A 17,158-nucleotide genomic window follows, 5' to 3' on the forward strand; every position below is an offset into this window, starting at 1 on the left:
AGGAAACACGTGGCCCAGCTACTGAGAGTCCAGAACTTCAACGTCTCAAGTGACGGCATCGGTGCCGGTGAGGAGCAGAGCTTCGAGAATCCGTTCGGCCACGGCGTCGATCCGGCGAGGCTGTTCGCGTGGGCCGGTGCCACGGCTAGCTGGCCCATGCGCAGTGACCCCGGGGGCAGCCGGGGCCTCGACGACTACTTGACGCGGGACTACGCACGCAATATCGGCGCCGAGATCATGGGCCGCAACAAGTTCGGGCCCCAGCGCGGGCCCTGGCAGGACCATGAGTGGTGCGGCTGGTGGGGTGACGAGCCCCCGTTCCGCACTCCGGTGTTCGTCATGACCCACCACAAGCGCCCTTCGTTCACGCTCTCCGACACCACGTTCCATTTCGTCGACGGCGACCCGGCCACGGTCCTTGAGCGGGCGCGGGAGGCGGCTCAGGGCAAGGACGTCCGACTCGGCGGCGGGGTCACCACCGTCCGGCAGTTCCTCGACGCCGACCTCGTCGACACCCTGCATGTGGCGGTCTCACCGGTGAGGCTCGGATCCGGTCTGCGGCTGTGGGACTCCCCCGATGAGCTGCTCGACCGGTTCCACCTGGAGGTCGTGCCCAGCCCGAGCGGCGTGACGCACCACCTGTTCTGGCGAAAGTGACACGAAGGACGGCGGGCCATCGCCATCGCGTCGAACGCGTCACCCGCCTGAAGTCCTGGCGGATCTTCAGCTGGAGCCGCTGCAGCCCGAACCGCATGACAGCCATCACCGCCGCGGCCCTCACCCTGGAGAGGCAACGCTGAAAAGGCTCGATGTGCAAACATCTGCGAGCGCCCCGGCACCTGCCCCGCCTCATGGCCGGCCTGCGCGCCCCGGCCATCGGCGTTCACCGTCAGGAGGCCACATCGGTATCGCCTCCCCCCTGATCCACACCGGCCTGAGCCATCAGCGACCCCTCACCGGCCTCGAACCGGCCTGTCCTCGGGCCTGCCGAAGAGGTAGACGTCCATGTCGGCGCAGAGGGCGAGGCGTCCGTCAGGGGTGAACTCCAAGGAGGTAATGGGAGCGTCGCCGGGCACCGTGAACATATCGGAGACGGCGTCACAGAACGGCGGCGGCCACGTGCCGCCGGGCGTCTCCCAGACCGTCACCCGTCCGACGGCGTCGCCCGTCGCCAGCAGTAGGCCGCCGTCGACGACGCGTCCCGCGAGAGACACCACGCGGCTCTGCCGCACACCCGTGGTCGCCGCCCGGTGCGACGTACCCGGAGATGGCTCACCGGGCGCGGGTCGAGAGTCGACGGCCACCTGCGTACCGTCTCCCTCTGACTTCGCGCCGCCCCGGTCAGGTCCGGACATGGACGGCCGGTCGAGACCGGTCCCGCCGAGATCCCAGCGCGCGAGGACGACGGCGTCGTTGCCGTCCCATGCCCGGATCGTCCCGTCGTCGCAGGCGATGACGGCGACGGGGCACCCCTGCACGCGAACGCAGACGACCTTCGTCGTCTGCCATCTCTCCCGCAGCCGATGTCTCGTGATGTCGGCGCCGCTGCGCTTCCAGAGCACCACCGAGCCGTTCGCCAGGGCGACGGCGATGGCGAGGTCGCCGTCCGCGGGAGCGCAGGCGAGCGCGGTCACCCGGCTGCCGCATTTCTCCAGCCGGTGCAGCGCGACACCGCTGATCAGGTCCCACACCTCGACGCGGTGGGTGAAGTCGGCGGTGACGGCGATCGGGCGGCCCCTTTCGTAGCCGATCGCCGCCGCCACGGTCCACCGCGGCCGACGCCGGTCCATCGTGGTGCCCGTCGCGAGGTCCCACACTTCCACCGGGCGGTTGGCGGACCGGGAGAGGGCCAGCAGTCGGCCGTCGACCACAGCCGCGACGACACCGGTGAACGCCGAGACCCCGTCGGTGACGGCAGGCAGGGCCGGCACCCCCGAGTCCATGCGCCACGTGCGCACCGTCGAGTCACGGCCCGCGCTCACCACGTACCGCCGCCGGTACCCGCCACCGGTGACGGCCGCGCCGACGACGGCCCGGGTATGACCGTCGCTCGGCGCACGGGTCGGCGCGACCAGGTCACAGACGTGGGTCGACCCGTCGGCCGTTCCGAGTATGGCGGTGACGGCCTGACCGGCAGAGACGTGCAGGTGTACGGCGGAGAACGAGGCTGGCTCGGAGGGACTGGGGGCCGTGACGGTGATCGGCGGCCGCCACACCGACGAGGAGGCGGTCAGCTCGCGGGTCTCCAGGTCAAGCAGCCGCACGGTGCCGTCCTCGCAGGCCAGGATCGCCATGGGGCGACCGCCCAGGTTGGTGCAGGACACTGCGACGGCCGGCGACGGCAACGTCACGGTGTCCACCTCGCGCGGTGCGCGCGGCCTGCGCAGCGACCAGACTCGCACGGTGGCGCCGTCGGTCGTCACGGCGAGGGGAGTGGTGTTGACGAGGGCGCAGCCGATCGAGCGGATGGCCGGGCGTCCCGGTTCCGCCGCGGTCGGCGTGAGCTTCCCGCGCAGCGGGTCCCAGACGTACAGGACGCCCTGTGGACCACCGGCGACCACGATGTCCCAGCCGCGCCGCAGAATCTCGTTGCTCGCCTCGGGGTCCGCGTCCACGGTGGCCGTCGCCAGGCTGCCGAGGCTACCGTTCGCTAGCCGGATCCTCCAGGGCAGCGCCGTCGCGTCGGCGAGGTCCCAGGCGCGCAGCTCGCCGCTTGCCGATGCGCTCACCACGGCTTTCTTCCCCGCCAGTTCGAGGGTTACGAGTGCGGTCGTCGGCGCGGCGTCCCCCTCCGTCGGGGCGAGGGTGCGGATCCGCCCCGAGGTGAGGTCGTAGATGTGGACGGCACCCGTGTCCGTGCCGACAACCAGCAGGTCGTGGTCCGGCAGTGCAGCAGCGGTCACGGCGGTGGCGTTCAGGTCGGCCACCGCGTCCGGCAGTTCCATCGAGCGGCCGGTCGCCATGTCCCAGGCCTGGAGGGATCCGCGGCCGACGGTGACGATGGTGTCCCGTCCGGCGAGGCCGACGCAGGTCACCGAGTCGACCGGCCCGCCGCCGTCGGCCAGGCGATGCACCGACAGTGTGGCCGGCACGCTGCCCGAGGCGGCCCACACAGGCCGCCAACGGCTCTCCCCCATGCTGCGGTCGAGGCCGGCCAGCAACGCGGTGTGCTGATGGCGGGCAGCGTCGCAGGCCAGGACGTGCCGGCGGTCCTGCGATGACATCTCGTGGTGGACGTCCAGATGGGCGCGGTACACGGCGGCGGCCAGCCGCCCCCGCTCGGTCGAGAGGCCGCGAAGCCACGGGACGAGTCCGGTGGGCCGGACGTGGACGAGGAATTCGCCGTCCGTGACGAGTTCGTCGAGGCGGCCCGCCGCTGCGGCCATCGCCGGCAGGTGGCGCAGGACGTACGGGTCGGCTTCCTGCCATCGCGGCCTGCCGTCGGCTGCCCGGGGCACCATCTCCCGGAGCCGTTCGTACCACCGGGTCTCGGCGTCGGGCGGAGCCTCGTTCCGCCGCAACTCGTCGGCCAGCGCTTGGTGGTACAGGCGGTAGACCGAGCGGCCGTCCTCGTCGAGGGTCTCGACCAGGTACGGTCCGAGGGCGTCGTTTCGCAGCAGGCGGGTCAACCGCTCGGCGGTGGGCGCCACCTGGTCCGGGTGGTCGGCCGCGAGTGTCGCCCAGATCTGGTGGAGGGGCATGCCGTGGCCCTCCCCGTAGGCGAGCGGCAGGAGGAGCGCCCTTGCCTCTGCCGCCCGCTCCGGGGTCAACTGCCGCGCCAGGGCCCAGCGGAAGGCGCGGTCGACCAGTGCCGAGGACCCGGACGCCGGATCGTACTCCGGCAGCTCCAGCGCCGAGCGCGTCGGTGGGATTCCGGAGCTGGCGACGGAGCGGGCCATCAGTCGGGCCACGAGGTAGATGGCGTGTGCCGCCCGGGCGATCTCGTTGGCGGCCGAGGAGATGAGGGCGTGGGGCAAGCTGGTCCCGCTGTGGGGTCCTAGCGGCGTACGAAGGATGAGCTCGCAGTACCGCACGAGGTCGTCGGGTTCGTTCCATTCGGGAGCCGCGAGGTCGACGACCCGGGCGTAGGGCGCCTTGTCCGCCACCGCGTCCGCGAGGTGGGGGCGGGTCCCGATGAGCAGCCGCAACCGGGGCGTCGCGCCCGCCAGGTCGGCCAGGAAGCGGGCTATGCGGCGCTCCTCGTCATGGGCCATGCCCGACTCGTCGAGCGCGTCGACGACGATGGTGGTGATGCTGTCGAGCGCGCCCAAGCGTTCCCGCAGCGCCGCCTCGGTCGGCTCGTGGCAGTCGAACGCCGCGGCAAGGGCTGAGACGATCTGCGGCAGGGCCAGGGCGCGGGCGTGCACGGCTACGGTGACGGAGCCCCTCGGCGGCAGCGTACCGGGGGCGACGGCCTCGGCAGGAATGGCGTCGCGCGCGTCGTCGTCGGCGAGTGTGACGAGGCGGCCCAGAACCGCGGACTTGCCCACGCCCGGCGGACCGGTCACCACGAAGACGCGGGCGTCGCGGTCGTTCTCGCCCCGCATCCATCCGGCCAGCCGCCTCAGCACGTCGACCCGACCGGTGAAGTAGTGGCCGGCCTCCCGGGCGGTCTGCCGGCCCGCTCCACGGGGCGAGAAATGTTCTACCAACTCCCGGTTACGACGCTGCTGTTCGGCGGCGCCGTAACCGGACGCCGCGCCGAGCCATCGCACGAAGTGCCGCTGCTCGGCGACGTCGAGGTCACGGTCGACCATGAGCAGCTCGGGGACGTGGAAGGGGTTGGGGAAGAACCCGGTGGCAGGGTCCCCTCGCACGGTGTCGTCGCACAGCTGCGCCCAGTCCGCGTGGTGGTCCACGCCGCGCCGCCGGAACTCCGCGTTGAGCGCGCCGACGAGGTCCGGCAGGGAGATGTGACTAGCGCGGTTGCCGATCCAGGTCTCGTCGCCGAGCACGTGCGAGAGTGCCGCGCTGAATTCGCCGTCTTTCGCTTCCTCCGTGATCCGCGCGGCGCTGAGCACGCCGAAGGACTTCAAGAATCGGTGGTCGGCGCCCGGTGCGTGGGCGACCGCGTGTTTGGCGCGGACGGCCCAAGTCACCGCGTCGACCGCGCCCCGGCCCGCGTAGCAGGCGTCTATCACAAGCAGGATTCGCCGGACGCCTTTGAGCGCGGGGAGTTCCACGAGGTGGCGGGTGCTCACGGCGCTGAGCCTGACCTCAGCCGCCCCGGGATCGGACCTCGAACACATCAGGAAGTGTTCATCGCCGTCCGCCTGCCCGTGTCCGCTGTAGTAGAGGAGCAGGGTGTCGCCGTCGTCGAAGCCTTCCGGGATCCACCGCAATAGGGGCCCCAGGACATCCTCGGGGCGGGCTGGGTCCAGGCTGCCCTCGGGGAAGACAGGCACCGGCGTGTAGCCCACGGCGGCGAACGAGCCGAGCACGCTCGGCAGGTCGTCAGCAACACCCGGAAGATCGGGCAGTTCCTCATGCGCGTACCGCGCGGCGCCGAAGGCCAGCACATAGCGCCGCGATGGCTCCACGTCGTCAGTCATCCCGGTTGCAGACCCTCACCGATCGCCGCACCCGTTTCCCGGGCGGTCAGATGCCGCAGCAGGTCGTGGACTCTCCATCCGTTGTCCACCCGCACGTCGCGCAGGACGCCCGCCTGTGCCTCTGGAGGCGTTCCCGCAGCGTCCGGAGTGTTCCCGGCCGGTGCGCCGACCGGGGGGAAGAGATCGGCGAGCTGCTTGACCGAGGCCACCACGTCGTGCTTGTCGGCGAGGTTCGTCCAGTGGGCCAGGCCGCCGGGCCAGTGGCCCCGCCCGTAACGGGGCGCGGGGCGCAGCCGGTCGAAGACCAGCGAGGGCATGCCGAGCGGGGATCCGAGCGTCACGAGGGTCCGGACGGGCCACTCGGGATGGGCGCACAGGGCCTCGTACGCGACGACGGACCCCAAGGAGTGGCCGACGAGTACGGTCGTGTCCGGCCCGACGCGGGCCGCGACCGCTTCCATGGCCCGCTCTCGCACCACGTCCTCGCCGAAGTAGCGGCGCACCTGACGCAGCACGCCGAGCAGGAACCGCTCTGCCACGGGCCCCGGAAGGAAGGGCGAGCGCAGCAGGGCGTTCATGGCCCGCTGCAGCGTCCGGGGCGTGGGCGCCTTGGTCCCGTACTGTTCCTGCGGACCGCCCGCTGCGGCAGCCCACGCCAGGAGGAGGTCCACCTCGTAGGGGTCCGTCACCTCGGCGGCGGAGCGTGGGCCGGACCGGCTGCCCTTCGCTCCCGGGGCACGGAAGACATCGCCGTAGAAGGCGACGTCGATGTCCTCGACGCCGGGCACAGAGCCCGAAGGGAGCGCCCCGGCCCGCTCGGCCACCTCCACGCCGTCCGCGAGGGCAGCCGCGACGGGTCCTTGGAGACTCAAGCGTCCCAGGTACTCCTGCCCCACTCCGTGGACGACCACAACGTGCGCCATCACTACCCCCGTCCCGCGCCGGCCCCCAACCACGACACACCCTAGAGACGGCACGGTCATCGACGGGTGCCCGACACAACTGCCTCAGAACCTCCGGGAGTTGTGAGGAGGGCGCCACCGCCTGCCGCGTCGTTGCGCCAGTCTAGTCAAGGGAATCCACCCGATGGGGCAGCCGGGAGCAACTGAACGTCACGTCGGTCGAGCCCGCGCTGGTGGTGGAAGTCGGCGTCGATGTCGCCGTGATGCCTCCTGCCGGTGGCGCCGTCCTGCGCGCCGGCACCGCGCCCACCCCAACCTCTCTCCCTGACCGACGTTCCACGCCTGACCGCTTCGCCGCGCGACGGCGGCACGCGCGCGGGCCCCGGCCGACGCACAACCGGCTGAGCGCGCCCCGAACCCCGGCCGCGCCGCCCGTCCCGCCCGTCCCTTGCTCTCTCACTGCACCCAAGGGACATGGGCAGAGCAGCCGCAACGGGGATGTCAGCAGGCCGACCGTGGCCGAACGGCGTGGTGACCTGACGTCATCCGGATGCTGTCCCGCGACGGACGGCCCACGCGGCTGGGGGACGCGATCACGCACTACGGGCGGATCGCGAAGACGCTGCACATCCTGCGCTTGGCCGACGAGCCCGGCTACCGCCGCCAGATCAAGGTACAGGCCGACCCCCAGGAGGGCCGCCACGCGCTCGCGCGGAAGGTCTTCCACGGCCGCTCGGGGCAGCTCTACCAGCGCTACCAGGACGGAATGGAGGACCAGATCGGTGCCCTCGGCCTGGTACTCAACGCCCCGGTACTCTTCAACACCCGGTACATGGACGCCGCCGTGGCTCAGCTCCGCGAAAACGGTTTCGCTGTCCGTGACGAGGACGTCGCCCGGCTGTCGCCGTTCGTGCGCCACCACATCGACGTGCTGGGCCGGTACTCCTTCCAGCTTCCCGACCTGCCCGGTGGCCTGCGGCCCTTGCGCGACCAGGACGGCATCGACGAGGGGTGAACGGTGCTGCGTCGTCAGCGGCATCAGGCCGCACGTCCCCTTCCAGCCGGACTACGGTGCGTCAAGAACTCCATGATCACGGAAGCCGTGCCGGCGGCCGTCACAGGCGCTGGACCTTCCGAGTTCACCGAAGTCCTGGCCCCGCGGAGCGTGGCGCCGATTGCCCTGGGCAGGGTTCTCCGAGCGGGGGAGGCGGTGACGTCGTCAGGCGGTATGGGCCCAGTGCGGCATCTGCGGCCAGCCGGCCTACGACAGCGTCGGCGGCGCCAGCCACTTCGCCGAGCAGGGAGGCGCGGTGGTCTGCCCGGCGTTTCCCGCCGCGACCAGCCTGCTGACGGTTGCTCGGCCGACGGCGGCTCGGTGCCCACCCGGGCCGCCGTCCCCTTCACAGTGACGAGGCGGGAGCGTGTACCGCGTTCGACCACTGGAGCTGGACCGGAACCTTGCCGACCCCGTCGGTGAGGGGCACCTCCTTGAAGACCGTCTTGATGTCGCGGCCTTGGGCCTCGAGTTCGTTGATGGGGAGATCCCCGATCTCACCCCGGCCGTTCAGGGAGTACCACCCGAGCTTCGAGAAGTCGTTCGACCGGGCGGCGTCCTCGACATCGGGGTCGGTCCGCGCTTCGTTGAGCTCGTGGTAGAAGGTGGCCACCACGTTCTTCCAGGCGTCCGGTCCGTTGAACACCGGTATGCCGTTCCTCACTCCGTTGACCACCTGGGAGAAGACCCCGACCGCGTAGTAGACCGTGACGTTCCGGCCGTTGTGCCTCAGGTGCACCGACCCATGGAAACCGGCGAGTCCGTTCGCCGAGTCGGAGTCGGAGTCGTCATCGAGTTTGATCAGCGCCTGCTGGCGGCGTTCGTGTTCCTCTTCCTCGCCGGCCGGAGGCCGGAACTGCGGTGAGAACCCGTCGACGAGGACGACGCCGCGCGGAAGCATGAGGTTGATGACGCTCTCGCCGGGGTCGCTGTCACCGAGCGCCCCGTCCTGGAACAGCCGTGCGGCGAGTGTCTCCGCCTGGTCCTTGAAGAACCTCTTCGGCGCCGGTTCCGCCAGCACGTCGGAGTCCAGCATTCTGGACGAGATCTCGCCCGGGTAGTACTGGGCGATCACCGATTGCAGCCGGGGGTCCGTCATCGCGGCCTCGAGCGCTGCATCGATCTCCTTGATGTCGTCCGTGTCCCAGGCGTCCTGCCCGCCGAGGTAGCGGTTGACGAAGACGAGGTCCGTGATCTTCCTGCCGCCGTGGTCCGTCAGGTCCCACGCCGGGATCTCGCGGAATCCCTCGGACGTCACCGCCTCCGTCGTGACCGCCGCAGGTGCCCGCTCCTTCGCGTAGGCCTGGGAGACCGGCGACTCGGGACGCAGCACGACATTGAGCGGTCTCACTCTCCTGTTCGCTGAGTCAGCCATGTCTGTTCCCCTTTCAACCAGAAGTCAGGGGATTTTTCTGCTCACTTCCAGTGTCGAAAGCAGTCGCCACACCTGCAACGGGAGCCGCTGCCGTGTCGAAGGGGCCTGGCACCGACCAACGTGCGCGTGCCGTAGCCTCGGACCCGATCTGGATCTCGCCAATTGGTTCTCGGTCTTGCTAAGGGCTGTCCCATAATTCCTGGTGGATCAGTGCGCGGCGTCAGATGCGGTGGATCGCAAGGCGGAGGGGTGCCCGGATACTGGATGTATCCGGGCATTCCGACAACGCGGCGAGGCGCCGTGGCTGTCGTCGCGCGCCCGCCAGGGATTACGGGACAGCCCGTAGTGCCGGTCTCAACCGATGGGCTGCTTCACGCCTCAACAAAGCCCTGAGAGCTTGTGACACGATCCTGTGCTCTCGGAGGCTGGACCGCTGATGGGGCTGCGCACCTCCCCGATACTTGGACGATGGACAGCTACGAGGGTCTTCAGCGACCGCAATACGCGGGCGATCAGCAGCCGCCCCCGGCGTTTGAACCGGTGGAGCAGGGCCGCGCCGAGATCGGCGTGCCGTAGTTCGTGGTCCCGAACCGTGGATCGATGTGCCGGGCCGCTCCGCCGAACTCCAGTTCTGGTTCGTCGAGGATCACCGAGTCCATCACCGGCCTCGCCCCACACCGCTCGCCCGTCCCTGACGGGGCGTCCGCAACCCTGCAGACTTGGCCTTTGCTTCCGGGTTCCCTTCTCGAGGAGCGCCGTCATCGCTCTCGCCGTCCTGAAGCAGGCTGAGGAGATCCTGGGTTTCCGCATCCGCGACAGCCAGCACGGCGTCCAGGCCTCCTGTCCTCCGGCGGAGGGGTCTTGGTCGTCCTCGGGTGCGGCCCCGGACGGAGCCGGCCCCCACCACCGGTCGCCGTTTTTCAACCGGTGGCCGCGGAGTGCTGGTGAGCGCGGACGATGGAGCGCGGTCGGCGGGATGGTCCGATTCCCGCACTGCCGGGACCGGGTCATGGTACGGCGAGTGTCAGCCGAGGGTGTGATGGTGGACGAGGTAGGGCTTGAGGGCGTCGTCGATGCCGCCGAGGCCCAGTCACTCGTCGACGGTGATCTCAGTGACATCGGCGGCGACGGCGAAGACGGTTCTTCCCCTCAGACGACATCTTCTCGTCACACCTCACCCTCGGTCCGGCCCGAGCGGACACCGCGTGCGCAAGGTGGCACCCGACGGGACCATCACCTCCGTCGCCGGCAACGGCCACCGGCGGGTACGCCGGCGACGGAGGCGCCGCCGCCACGTCAGGCATCAGAGACGCGCGGCAGCGGCTTTCCGCCCGGTGCCCAGGCTTCCGCCTCCACGATCGCCACTCGTCGGTGTTACGGCATTCGGGTGATCTTGAGCCCTGTCCATTCGTCGCACGACATGGCAGCGATGGCCGGTCGGAGCAAGCGGGCCGGCGGCCGGAGCGAGCCGTGGGGGGGGCGAGCAGAAAGTTCAGCCGGGCCCGCACCACCTTCGGGCCGCTGATCGAATGTCAGGACAGGTGCGGCTCCAGCCCGGCCAGGTAGCCGGTCATGCAGTGGTCGCGCATTCCGTCCCAGTCCGGCGCGAAGGCGCCTGCGGTCAGTCCCGCGGCCCAACCGTTGCCCGCGCTGACGCAGACGCCCACGTGCCCCAGTCCCTGCGGAAGCGAGGGACAACGGAGACGCTTTCTCACCGTGGTCGGTCACTCACCCAGAGTGGCATCATCGGGCGCGTGGATTACCAACAGTGCACGCACCTCCTCACCACGATGCACGAGAATCCCGGCAGGATTCCCCGCGGGGTACGCCAGGCCAACGTCTCCAAGTTGCTCGAGGCGCTGGGCCATCCCGAGCGGGACCTGCGGGGGATGCTGGTGGTGGGGACGAACGGCAAGGGGTCGACGTGCGCGTTCGCGGTGTCGGCCGTGGCCGCTGCCGGTGGGCGGGTGGGCAGCATGCCCAGCCCGCACCTGCAGGAGCCCAGGGAACGGATCCGGGTCGACGGCATTCCGGTCACACGCGGTGAATACGCGTCGGCCTTCGCCGAGGTCTGGGACGCGATCGAGCGGCATGGCCTGCCCGTTCTCTCCCAGGGGGTCTTCGCGGCCTCGGCGGCCGTGCACTTCCAGCGAGCCGGCGTCGGTCTGGCGGTGGCCGAGGCGAGTATCGGCGGGAGCCGGGCCGCGGCGGCGGAGCTCGGCATGGACGTGAAAGTCGTCACCAGTGTCGGGCTCGACCACACCCGCCTGCTCGGCGACTCCCTGGCCAAGATCGCCCGGGCCAAGATCGAGGCCGTACGGGACGGGGATCATGTCGTCCTCGGACCGCTGGAGCCCGAAGCCGCAGCCACCGCGCAGGAGATCTGCGACGAGCGCAACGGACTGTCCGTGTGGCGCGTGGGCCATGAGGTCCGTTACACCGCGCGAACCACCCCCGGCGCCGCTGGTCCGATGACACTGGTGGACGTCGTCACCCCGCGGGGCGTGCACCGCGACCTGCCCTGCCCTCTGGCGGGAGCGCACCAGCACCGCAACCTCGCCACCGCCATCGCCGCCGTCGACGCGCTGACCGACCGCGGCCACATCGGCCCGCCCGACGCCGGACAGTTGCGCGCTCGGCTGGCGGCCACTCGCTGGCCCGGCCGCCTCGAACTCATCCGCGGCGCGCAATTGGACGGCTGGAGCGGCCGCGTCCTGCTGGAGGGCGCCACCAACCCGCAAGGCGTGACGACCGTTGCCCCGGAAATCCTGCGTCTAGCCCAAGCACCAGCCCAGGACCAGGACCAGGATCGAGCGCATGTCGGCGGCGCTTCGGGCCCGCCCGTGCTGGTCTTCGCCGCGATGGACGACAAGGACGCTCCCGGCATGCTCGTCCCGCTGCCGTCCCACTGGCCGCTCGTCCTCACCCGCACCGACTCACACCGGGCCGCGGCCCCCGCCGCCTTGCACCGCAGGCTCTCCCCGGGCCGCACCGGACCGTGCCTGACAGCCGAGAACGCCCCCACGGCGCTGCACCGGGCCGCCGAACTCGCCGGCCCTGGCGGTCTGATCGTCGTCTTCGGCTCCCTGCGGCTGGTCGGCGAAACCCGAAATGCCCTCGGCCTGCCGCCCGGGTAAGCCTGTTCTGCACTGACTTCGGCTCGGACTTTCGCCAGCCGCCTGTACGGCGAGGCGTACAGCCCGGCTCCAAGCAGCACTGAGGAAGGTCGCACTCGTATGGGAAGACGATGTTCCGGCGCGGCACCCGGGGCGACTGTTCGCCGGTGCACGCGCTGGTGCTCCGATCGGCCGACGGTGACCGGCCGAGCCGGCTGATGTCAGCGGCGCCGCTGGTCGGCCCGCAGCTCGAAGTCTCCGTAGCTGTTGCCGATCGGGTTGACCGTGACGCCCGGGGCGACGATCTCGTCGATGGCCTCGACGGCGTCGAGGACGTCGGAGGACAGGGTGGTGTCGGCAGCGGGCAGGAACTCCTCCTGTTGGTCCATGGTGCGAGGTCCGATGATCGCCGAGGTGACACCGGGGTGGTCGACGACGAAGGCGACGGCGAGTTCGATCAGGAAGATGCCGGCCTTCTCCGCCAGGACAGCGAGCTGTTCGACGGTGGATCGAGGGTGCCGCCGTTGCCGATCCATGTGGAGGCGCATCCTGCGGTGTCCGCATCGAGCATCACCATGCCGATGGATTCGTGATGGCTTCGGACTCGACGCCTCGTAGGTCGGCGGGGAACTCGGCATCGCGGTGTTCCTGCCAGAGAAGGGCTGCATTCTGGATCTGTTCGGGTGTGCTCACCTGGCCGAGTGTCGGCGAGGTGACGGATCAGGAAGACGAGCTTGCCGTGCTCGGCGGCCGGGCGGGCCTGCGTCTTGGCGCCTGACGTGCTCGAGGCCTCGATGACGACGCTGCCCAGCGTGGTACCGGACGTGACGACGTTGCGGCGGAGAAAGGTGTACTTCGCCGGGGGCTCGTGGGCCAGAACTGGCTCAGCAGCGCTCCCCCAGCGCTGAGGATCGCCTTCGCGAGCGGACGGTTCTCGGCCGGGTAGATCGGGGCGGCGATGCCGGTGCCCATGACGGCGAAGGTCCGGCCGCCTGCGGCGAGCGTTGCCTGATGCGCGGCTGCGTCGACGCCCTCGGCGAGACCGCTGGCGATCACGACGTCATGGTCCACGAGCTCGCGGGCCATCCGTGACGCCCGGCGCAGCCCGTCCCCGGATGCCTGGCGGGTGCCGACGATGGCGGTGGAGCGGGCGTCGCGCTGTTCGAGCTCGCCGCAGTGGAAAAGGAACGGCGGCAGGTTGCCGATCTCGCGCGGGTTCGCCGGGCAGTTCTCGTCCAGGACGGTGACCAGGCGCGCGCCGGCCTTGTCGGCGGCGGCGAGCTCGTCGTCGACGCGGGAACGAGTCCTGGCACGGGAGAAGCCCCGCCGGCTCGTGCCGTCTTCTTCGGACTGAGCGCCCTGACCGTCGGCCCGTGGTACCCGGTGGCCCGAAGCGCGCTGGACGGACGGAGGCCGGCCACTGGCCGGACCTGGGCGCGTACCCGCTCTCTCCCCCTGCGGCTTCCTGGCCGACCCCGGCCTCGTCGAACTGTCCTTCACTCCCGCGCCTGCCGACGGGACACCTCGCACCAGCGCCCGAAGGCGCCTCGCCGTGTCCTTCGCCCCTTCCGGCCCGGACACCGGGATCAGCAACGTGTCAGAGACCGGCTCCTTACTCGCGCTCGTCGAAATTGTCGCGTGCGCGTTCGATGGCGGGCATGTTCTGCGAGGCCCAGGCCAGCAGCACGTCGATGGGATGCCGAAGGGTCTTGCCGAGCGGTGTGATCCGGTACCTGACCGCCACGGGGCGGGTGGAGACGACCTCGCGCTCGATGACGCCGTTGCGTTCCAGGCGCCGGAGCGTCGCGGTCAGCGACTTCTGGGTGACCTGGGGGATGGCCCGACGCAGTTCGTTGAAGCGGCACGGGCGCTCGCAGAGTTCGTTGAGGACGCTGAGCGACCACTTGTCGAGGATCTGGTCGAGCAGTTCGCGATGCGGGGCGTCGATGCGGAGTTCGTCGGCGGTATCCATGGCGAAACCTGGTCTCGTTGAAGTGTCTTTCTTCTACTAGGTAGCTTCAAGATACCTACTTCGAAGGAGAGAGACCCATGACGGTTCAGCACTTGACACCGGAAGGCATGCTGCGTCCGGTCCCCTACCATCACGTCGCCGTGGGCACCGGGTCGAAGCACGTCCACGTCAGCGGACAGGTCGCGCGTCGGGCCGACGGGGCGCCGGTCGCGCCCGGTGATCTGGCCGGGCAGGTCGCCCAGGCATTGCGCAACACCGCCGTCGGACTCGCAGGCGCGGGTGCGACGTTCCGAGACGTGCTGCGCCTGACGTTCTATGTGACCCGGTGGGCGCCGGAGAAGATCGGCGACTTCATGGCCGGAGTGGAGGCCGTCGCCGAGGAGATCGACCTCCCGGCGCCCATGCCTCCGGCCTCTCTCATCGGCGTCGACTATCTCTTCGAGCCGGACGTGCTCGTCGAGGTCGAGGCGACCGCGATCCTGGACTGATCCCTCGGGCCGGGTCTTTCCGGCGGCCTCGCCACAGCCGGGTGAAGGCGGTGTCGATGCCCGGACCGAGGCCACCGGCCGGACGGACGGATCAGCCGTTGCGGAGGATCGGCCCGGCCGGCGCCCGTCGGCCGATCGCGGATCGCGACTCGTCGAGGAGGCGTTCACCGCCTCGGGCGAAGGCGTGAGCCGCACCCGGGGCGGGTTTCCGCACGGCCCGGGAACACAGCCGCCCTCGAGTGGGTCCCGCGCCGTGTTCCGGGTAGGCGCGTACCGCTTCGATGCGGGGCCGCGCGGCCTCGAGCGTCTGGGCGGCCGTCGCCCACCCTTCCAGCCGGGCGGGCAGGTCTTCGAGGGGGTCAGGTTGACGTCCTGGAGCAGCTGCCGGCGCAGCGCACTGTGCGGCAGCGCTACGTGGAGTCCGTCCACGGTCCACTTCTCGCGCGACGTCATGTCCTGGCTCCATCCGACGCAGTTCCTGCCCGGTCTCCTCGTCCACGAGGAGACCGGGGACCCGCAGGGCTCCGTACTCGCCCACCCAGTCGGCGAGCTTCCGGTCTGCGGCCGACCGGTCGTTCCGCCAGCCGTGCACGACCGGCCGGCCGGCGGAGTACGCGGTCAGGTGGAAACGGCCGGGAGCGGGGGGCGCTGGGTCCACGCGGCGATCATGCAGTCACGGCAGGCATCCACCCACCGCAGCCCAAGGCCCGGCACGTCCGGGCGGCGGGTCGCGACGGCCGGGGCGCCGCACGACGAGCAGCACCGACGCTCCGGCGAGAGCGGGTGGATCCGGGCCTGGGAGCCGGAGTGGCGTGGTGGGACGTCCGGCGCCGTCTCCAAGGGTGTGCGGGTCGATGGCGAGGACAGTGAGGACGCGCCTGTCCCGCCACGGGCACGGCGCCGATGTCGAGTGTCTGTTCGCCGTCGGCGATCCGCAGCCGGTGCCCCAGTAGTGGGTCCGCGACCAGCCACACCAGGACGGGGGCCAGGACGGCCAGGGCCGCAACTCCCAGGCGCCTTCTGCGCGCGTTCACTCGGCGCCTCCCGAGAGCGCCCCGTGCAGGAAGACCTCCACCAGCTCCTGCGGGGTCAGCTCGGGCTCGTCCTCCGTACGCGGCTGGGTGAAGAGCAGCCCGATGAAGAGGGCCGCGATCTGCTCCGGCGGCAGGCGCAGGTCAGCCGTGTCGGGCTCCAGCAGCTCAGCGAGGGCCACGCGGATACGGGTCGTCGACTCGCCGCGGCCGGCGCCGCGCACCGTGCCGGGATGCTTCCCGCCGCGATGCCCCAGCGAGCCGAGGATCGCGCCCATCCTGTCCATGTGTGCCTGCAGCGCCTCGGCCGCCTCCGCGAGCCGGCCGGGCAGCGGCTGAGATACGTCGATCGCGTCGAGCTCGCGGACCGCGTGCTCGGGGGAGAGCGCCTCGGCCATGCAGGCTTGCAGCAGTTCGTCCTTGTCGGTGAAGACGCGGAAGATCGTGCCCTCGCCGATGCCCGCGGCGCGGGCGATCTTCGCGGTCGTCACGGCGGAGCCGTACTCGGTGATCAGCGGAATCGCGGTCTGAATGATCATTTCACGGCGCTGCTCCGGCGACATGGCGGGGGCGCGGCGGCGGGCGGTCTGGTTCTCCTTCTGTGCTGTCATGACCGCAAGAGTACGGAGTGAGTACTCACTCCGTCAATGAGTGAGTACTCACTCCGCCCACCTTCCCCACACTCGGCTGACCGTCGGCGGATGTGGAGCGCCGGGACCGTGGGCACGATCGCGGGGCGTTCATCGCGGACGGAGGCTCAGGAACCAGCCGAGTTTGTGGGCGCGGTCCAGCCGGTAGCTCGGATCCACTCGACCAGGTCCAGGGTGGCCGGCTCGATCGAGCGCACCGCCGCGAGGTCCGAAGGGTATTGCGCCGCCTGCGCGAACTCGCGGAACATCGCCTTGTCGAGGTCGTTGGGAAGGACGCTCAACGGGAGGGTCTCGTACCGTGCCGGGAGCCCGGCGCGCGCGCCGAACGCCGCGGCGATCTGCGGGCCCGTCAGCTCGTCGCCGACGAGTTCGACGGCTCCGCCGGACGCCTTCGCGGTGTCGAGCAGGAGCGCGGCGGTGACCCGGCCGATGTCCCTGACCGAGATCATCTTCAGGGCGACGTCCTCCGGCAGCGGCAGCCTCAGCACGATCTCCCCCTGCTCCAGGCTCGGTGCCATCACGCTCGCGAAGTTCTCCATGAAGGCGGTCGCGCGAACCATCACGGCCCTCAGGCCGGACTTTCTCAGGTGCTCCTCGATCCAGTGCTTCGAGTCGTGGTGCGGCACACCCGACTCCCGGTCCGCTCCGAAGACCGAGTTGAACACGACGTGCGGAACGCCCGCCTCGACCGCCGCGTCGACGAGCGCGGTACCGATGCGGATCTCCGCCTCGACCTCTTCGAGGCTGTTCGCCTCCGGGGTCATGAAAGAGAACCCCTCGACCGTCGCCAGCGCGGCGGCCAGCGACGCCGGGTCGTCGGCCCGGATGGCCGCCAACTCGACGCCGCGGGCGGCCAGCGCCCGAGCCCGGACGGACTGCGGATTGCGGACCAGAGCCCGCACCCGCGCCTTGTGGTCCAGCAACGCGTCGACCACCGCCCCGCCCTGTTGCCCCGTCGCGCCGAAGACCGCGATCGTGCCGGTCGTCTGTGTGCTCATCGCTTCCACCCTTAAGTAGT

General features: G+C 70.6%; 11 protein-coding genes and 3 pseudogenes. 5 read left to right on the plus strand and 9 right to left on the minus strand.

The window, feature by feature from the left end:
- Positions 1-9 precede the first annotated feature (9 nt).
- Together ACH5A8_RS25440 and ACH5A8_RS25445 are read left to right on the plus strand one after the other, a co-directional pair.
- Positions 10-657 carry a dihydrofolate reductase family protein gene (locus ACH5A8_RS25440; RefSeq protein ID WP_399005598.1) on the plus strand — a complete coding sequence of 216 codons (648 nt, stop codon included), beginning with the start codon at positions 10-12 and terminating at the stop codon, positions 655-657.
- A 20-nt stretch (positions 658-677) separates the two neighbouring features.
- A pseudogene (locus tag ACH5A8_RS25445) lies at positions 678-800 on the plus strand (IS5/IS1182 family transposase); the annotation flags it as partial.
- A 153-nt stretch (positions 801-953) separates the two neighbouring features.
- Here the strand turns inward: ACH5A8_RS25445 and ACH5A8_RS25450 are convergent.
- Positions 954-5,552 (minus strand): hypothetical protein, encoded by a 4,599-nt coding sequence (locus ACH5A8_RS25450; protein WP_399005600.1) that lies wholly within the window; start codon positions 5,550-5,552, stop codon positions 954-956.
- Complete coding sequence (locus ACH5A8_RS25455) at positions 5,549-6,424, minus strand: hypothetical protein (RefSeq protein WP_399005602.1); 876 nt, start codon at positions 6,422-6,424, stop codon at positions 5,549-5,551. The genes ACH5A8_RS25450 and ACH5A8_RS25455 overlap by 4 nt, the downstream gene beginning before the upstream one ends.
- Positions 6,425-6,992: 568 nt before the next feature.
- On the opposite strand from ACH5A8_RS25455, the pseudogene ACH5A8_RS25460 reads away from it, so the two are divergent.
- Positions 6,993-7,469: pseudogene (locus ACH5A8_RS25460) on the plus strand (Tn3 family transposase); the annotation flags it as partial.
- 385 nt (positions 7,470-7,854) lie between these two features.
- Here ACH5A8_RS25460 and ACH5A8_RS25465 read toward each other — a convergent pair.
- Both ACH5A8_RS25465 and ACH5A8_RS25470 read right to left on the minus strand, forming a co-directional pair.
- Positions 7,855-8,883 (minus strand): hypothetical protein, encoded by a 1,029-nt coding sequence (locus tag ACH5A8_RS25465; protein WP_399005604.1) that lies wholly within the window; start codon positions 8,881-8,883, stop codon positions 7,855-7,857.
- 1,532 nt (positions 8,884-10,415) lie between these two features.
- Positions 10,416-10,550, minus strand: a complete 135-nt coding sequence (locus tag ACH5A8_RS25470; RefSeq protein ID WP_399005606.1) for a hypothetical protein — start codon at positions 10,548-10,550, stop codon at positions 10,416-10,418.
- An 87-nt stretch (positions 10,551-10,637) separates the two neighbouring features.
- Here ACH5A8_RS25470 and ACH5A8_RS25475 point away from each other — a divergent pair, with 87 nt between their 5' ends.
- Complete coding sequence (locus ACH5A8_RS25475; RefSeq protein WP_399005608.1) at positions 10,638-12,020, plus strand: bifunctional folylpolyglutamate synthase/dihydrofolate synthase; 1,383 nt, start codon at positions 10,638-10,640, stop codon at positions 12,018-12,020.
- A gap of 200 nt (positions 12,021-12,220) precedes the next feature.
- Here ACH5A8_RS25475 and ACH5A8_RS25480 read toward each other — a convergent pair whose 3' ends face one another.
- The 3 genes and pseudogenes from ACH5A8_RS25480 to ACH5A8_RS25490 form a co-directional block, all read right to left on the minus strand.
- On the minus strand, positions 12,221-12,535 hold the full coding sequence (locus ACH5A8_RS25480; RefSeq protein ID WP_399005610.1) for an aldo/keto reductase: 315 nt from the start codon (positions 12,533-12,535) through the stop codon (positions 12,221-12,223).
- Positions 12,457-13,580 (minus strand): annotated as a pseudogene (locus ACH5A8_RS25485) (DNA-processing protein DprA). The gene ACH5A8_RS25480 and the pseudogene ACH5A8_RS25485 overlap by 79 nt, the downstream one beginning before the upstream one ends.
- Before the next feature lie 31 nt (positions 13,581-13,611).
- Entirely contained in the window at positions 13,612-13,971 is a 360-nt protein-coding gene (locus tag ACH5A8_RS25490) for a winged helix-turn-helix transcriptional regulator (RefSeq protein ID WP_399005612.1), read from the minus strand.
- Positions 13,972-14,048: 77 nt separating this feature from the next.
- Here ACH5A8_RS25490 and ACH5A8_RS25495 point away from each other — a divergent pair, with 77 nt between their 5' ends.
- Positions 14,049-14,459 (plus strand): RidA family protein, encoded by a 411-nt coding sequence (locus ACH5A8_RS25495; RefSeq protein WP_399005614.1) that lies wholly within the window; start codon positions 14,049-14,051, stop codon positions 14,457-14,459.
- 1,030 nt (positions 14,460-15,489) lie between these two features.
- Here the strand turns inward: ACH5A8_RS25495 and ACH5A8_RS25500 are convergent.
- Positions 15,490-16,101 (minus strand): TetR/AcrR family transcriptional regulator, encoded by a 612-nt coding sequence (locus ACH5A8_RS25500; protein WP_399005616.1) that lies wholly within the window; start codon positions 16,099-16,101, stop codon positions 15,490-15,492.
- A 146-nt stretch (positions 16,102-16,247) separates the two neighbouring features.
- A complete protein-coding gene (locus tag ACH5A8_RS25505) occupies positions 16,248-17,138 on the minus strand; it encodes an NmrA family NAD(P)-binding protein (protein ID WP_399005618.1) in 891 nt (296 codons plus the stop codon).
- Positions 17,139-17,158: the final 20 nt, after the last annotated feature.

The sequence above is a fragment of the Streptomyces sp. NPDC018610 genome, from assembly GCF_044391765.1.
Lineage (GTDB): Bacteria > Actinomycetota > Actinomycetes > Streptomycetales > Streptomycetaceae > Streptomyces.

Excerpts from the sequence above, each read along its gene's own strand:
- ACH5A8_RS25450 (WP_399005600.1), bottom strand. The coding sequence starts at position 5,552 with ATGACTGACGACGTGGAGCCATCGCGGCGCTATGTGCTGGCCTTCGGC.
- ACH5A8_RS25465 (WP_399005604.1), bottom strand. The coding sequence starts at position 8,883 with ATGGCTGACTCAGCGAACAGGAGAGTGAGACCGCTCAATGTCGTGCTG.
- ACH5A8_RS25480 (WP_399005610.1), bottom strand. The coding sequence starts at position 12,535 with ATGGATCGGCAACGGCGGCACCCTCGATCCACCGTCGAACAGCTCGCT.
- ACH5A8_RS25490 (WP_399005612.1), bottom strand. The coding sequence starts at position 13,971 with ATGGATACCGCCGACGAACTCCGCATCGACGCCCCGCATCGCGAACTG.
- ACH5A8_RS25495 (WP_399005614.1), top strand. The coding sequence starts at position 14,049 with ATGACGGTTCAGCACTTGACACCGGAAGGCATGCTGCGTCCGGTCCCC.
- ACH5A8_RS25500 (WP_399005616.1), bottom strand. The coding sequence starts at position 16,101 with ATGACAGCACAGAAGGAGAACCAGACCGCCCGCCGCCGCGCCCCCGCC.
- ACH5A8_RS25505 (WP_399005618.1), bottom strand. The coding sequence starts at position 17,138 with ATGAGCACACAGACGACCGGCACGATCGCGGTCTTCGGCGCGACGGGG.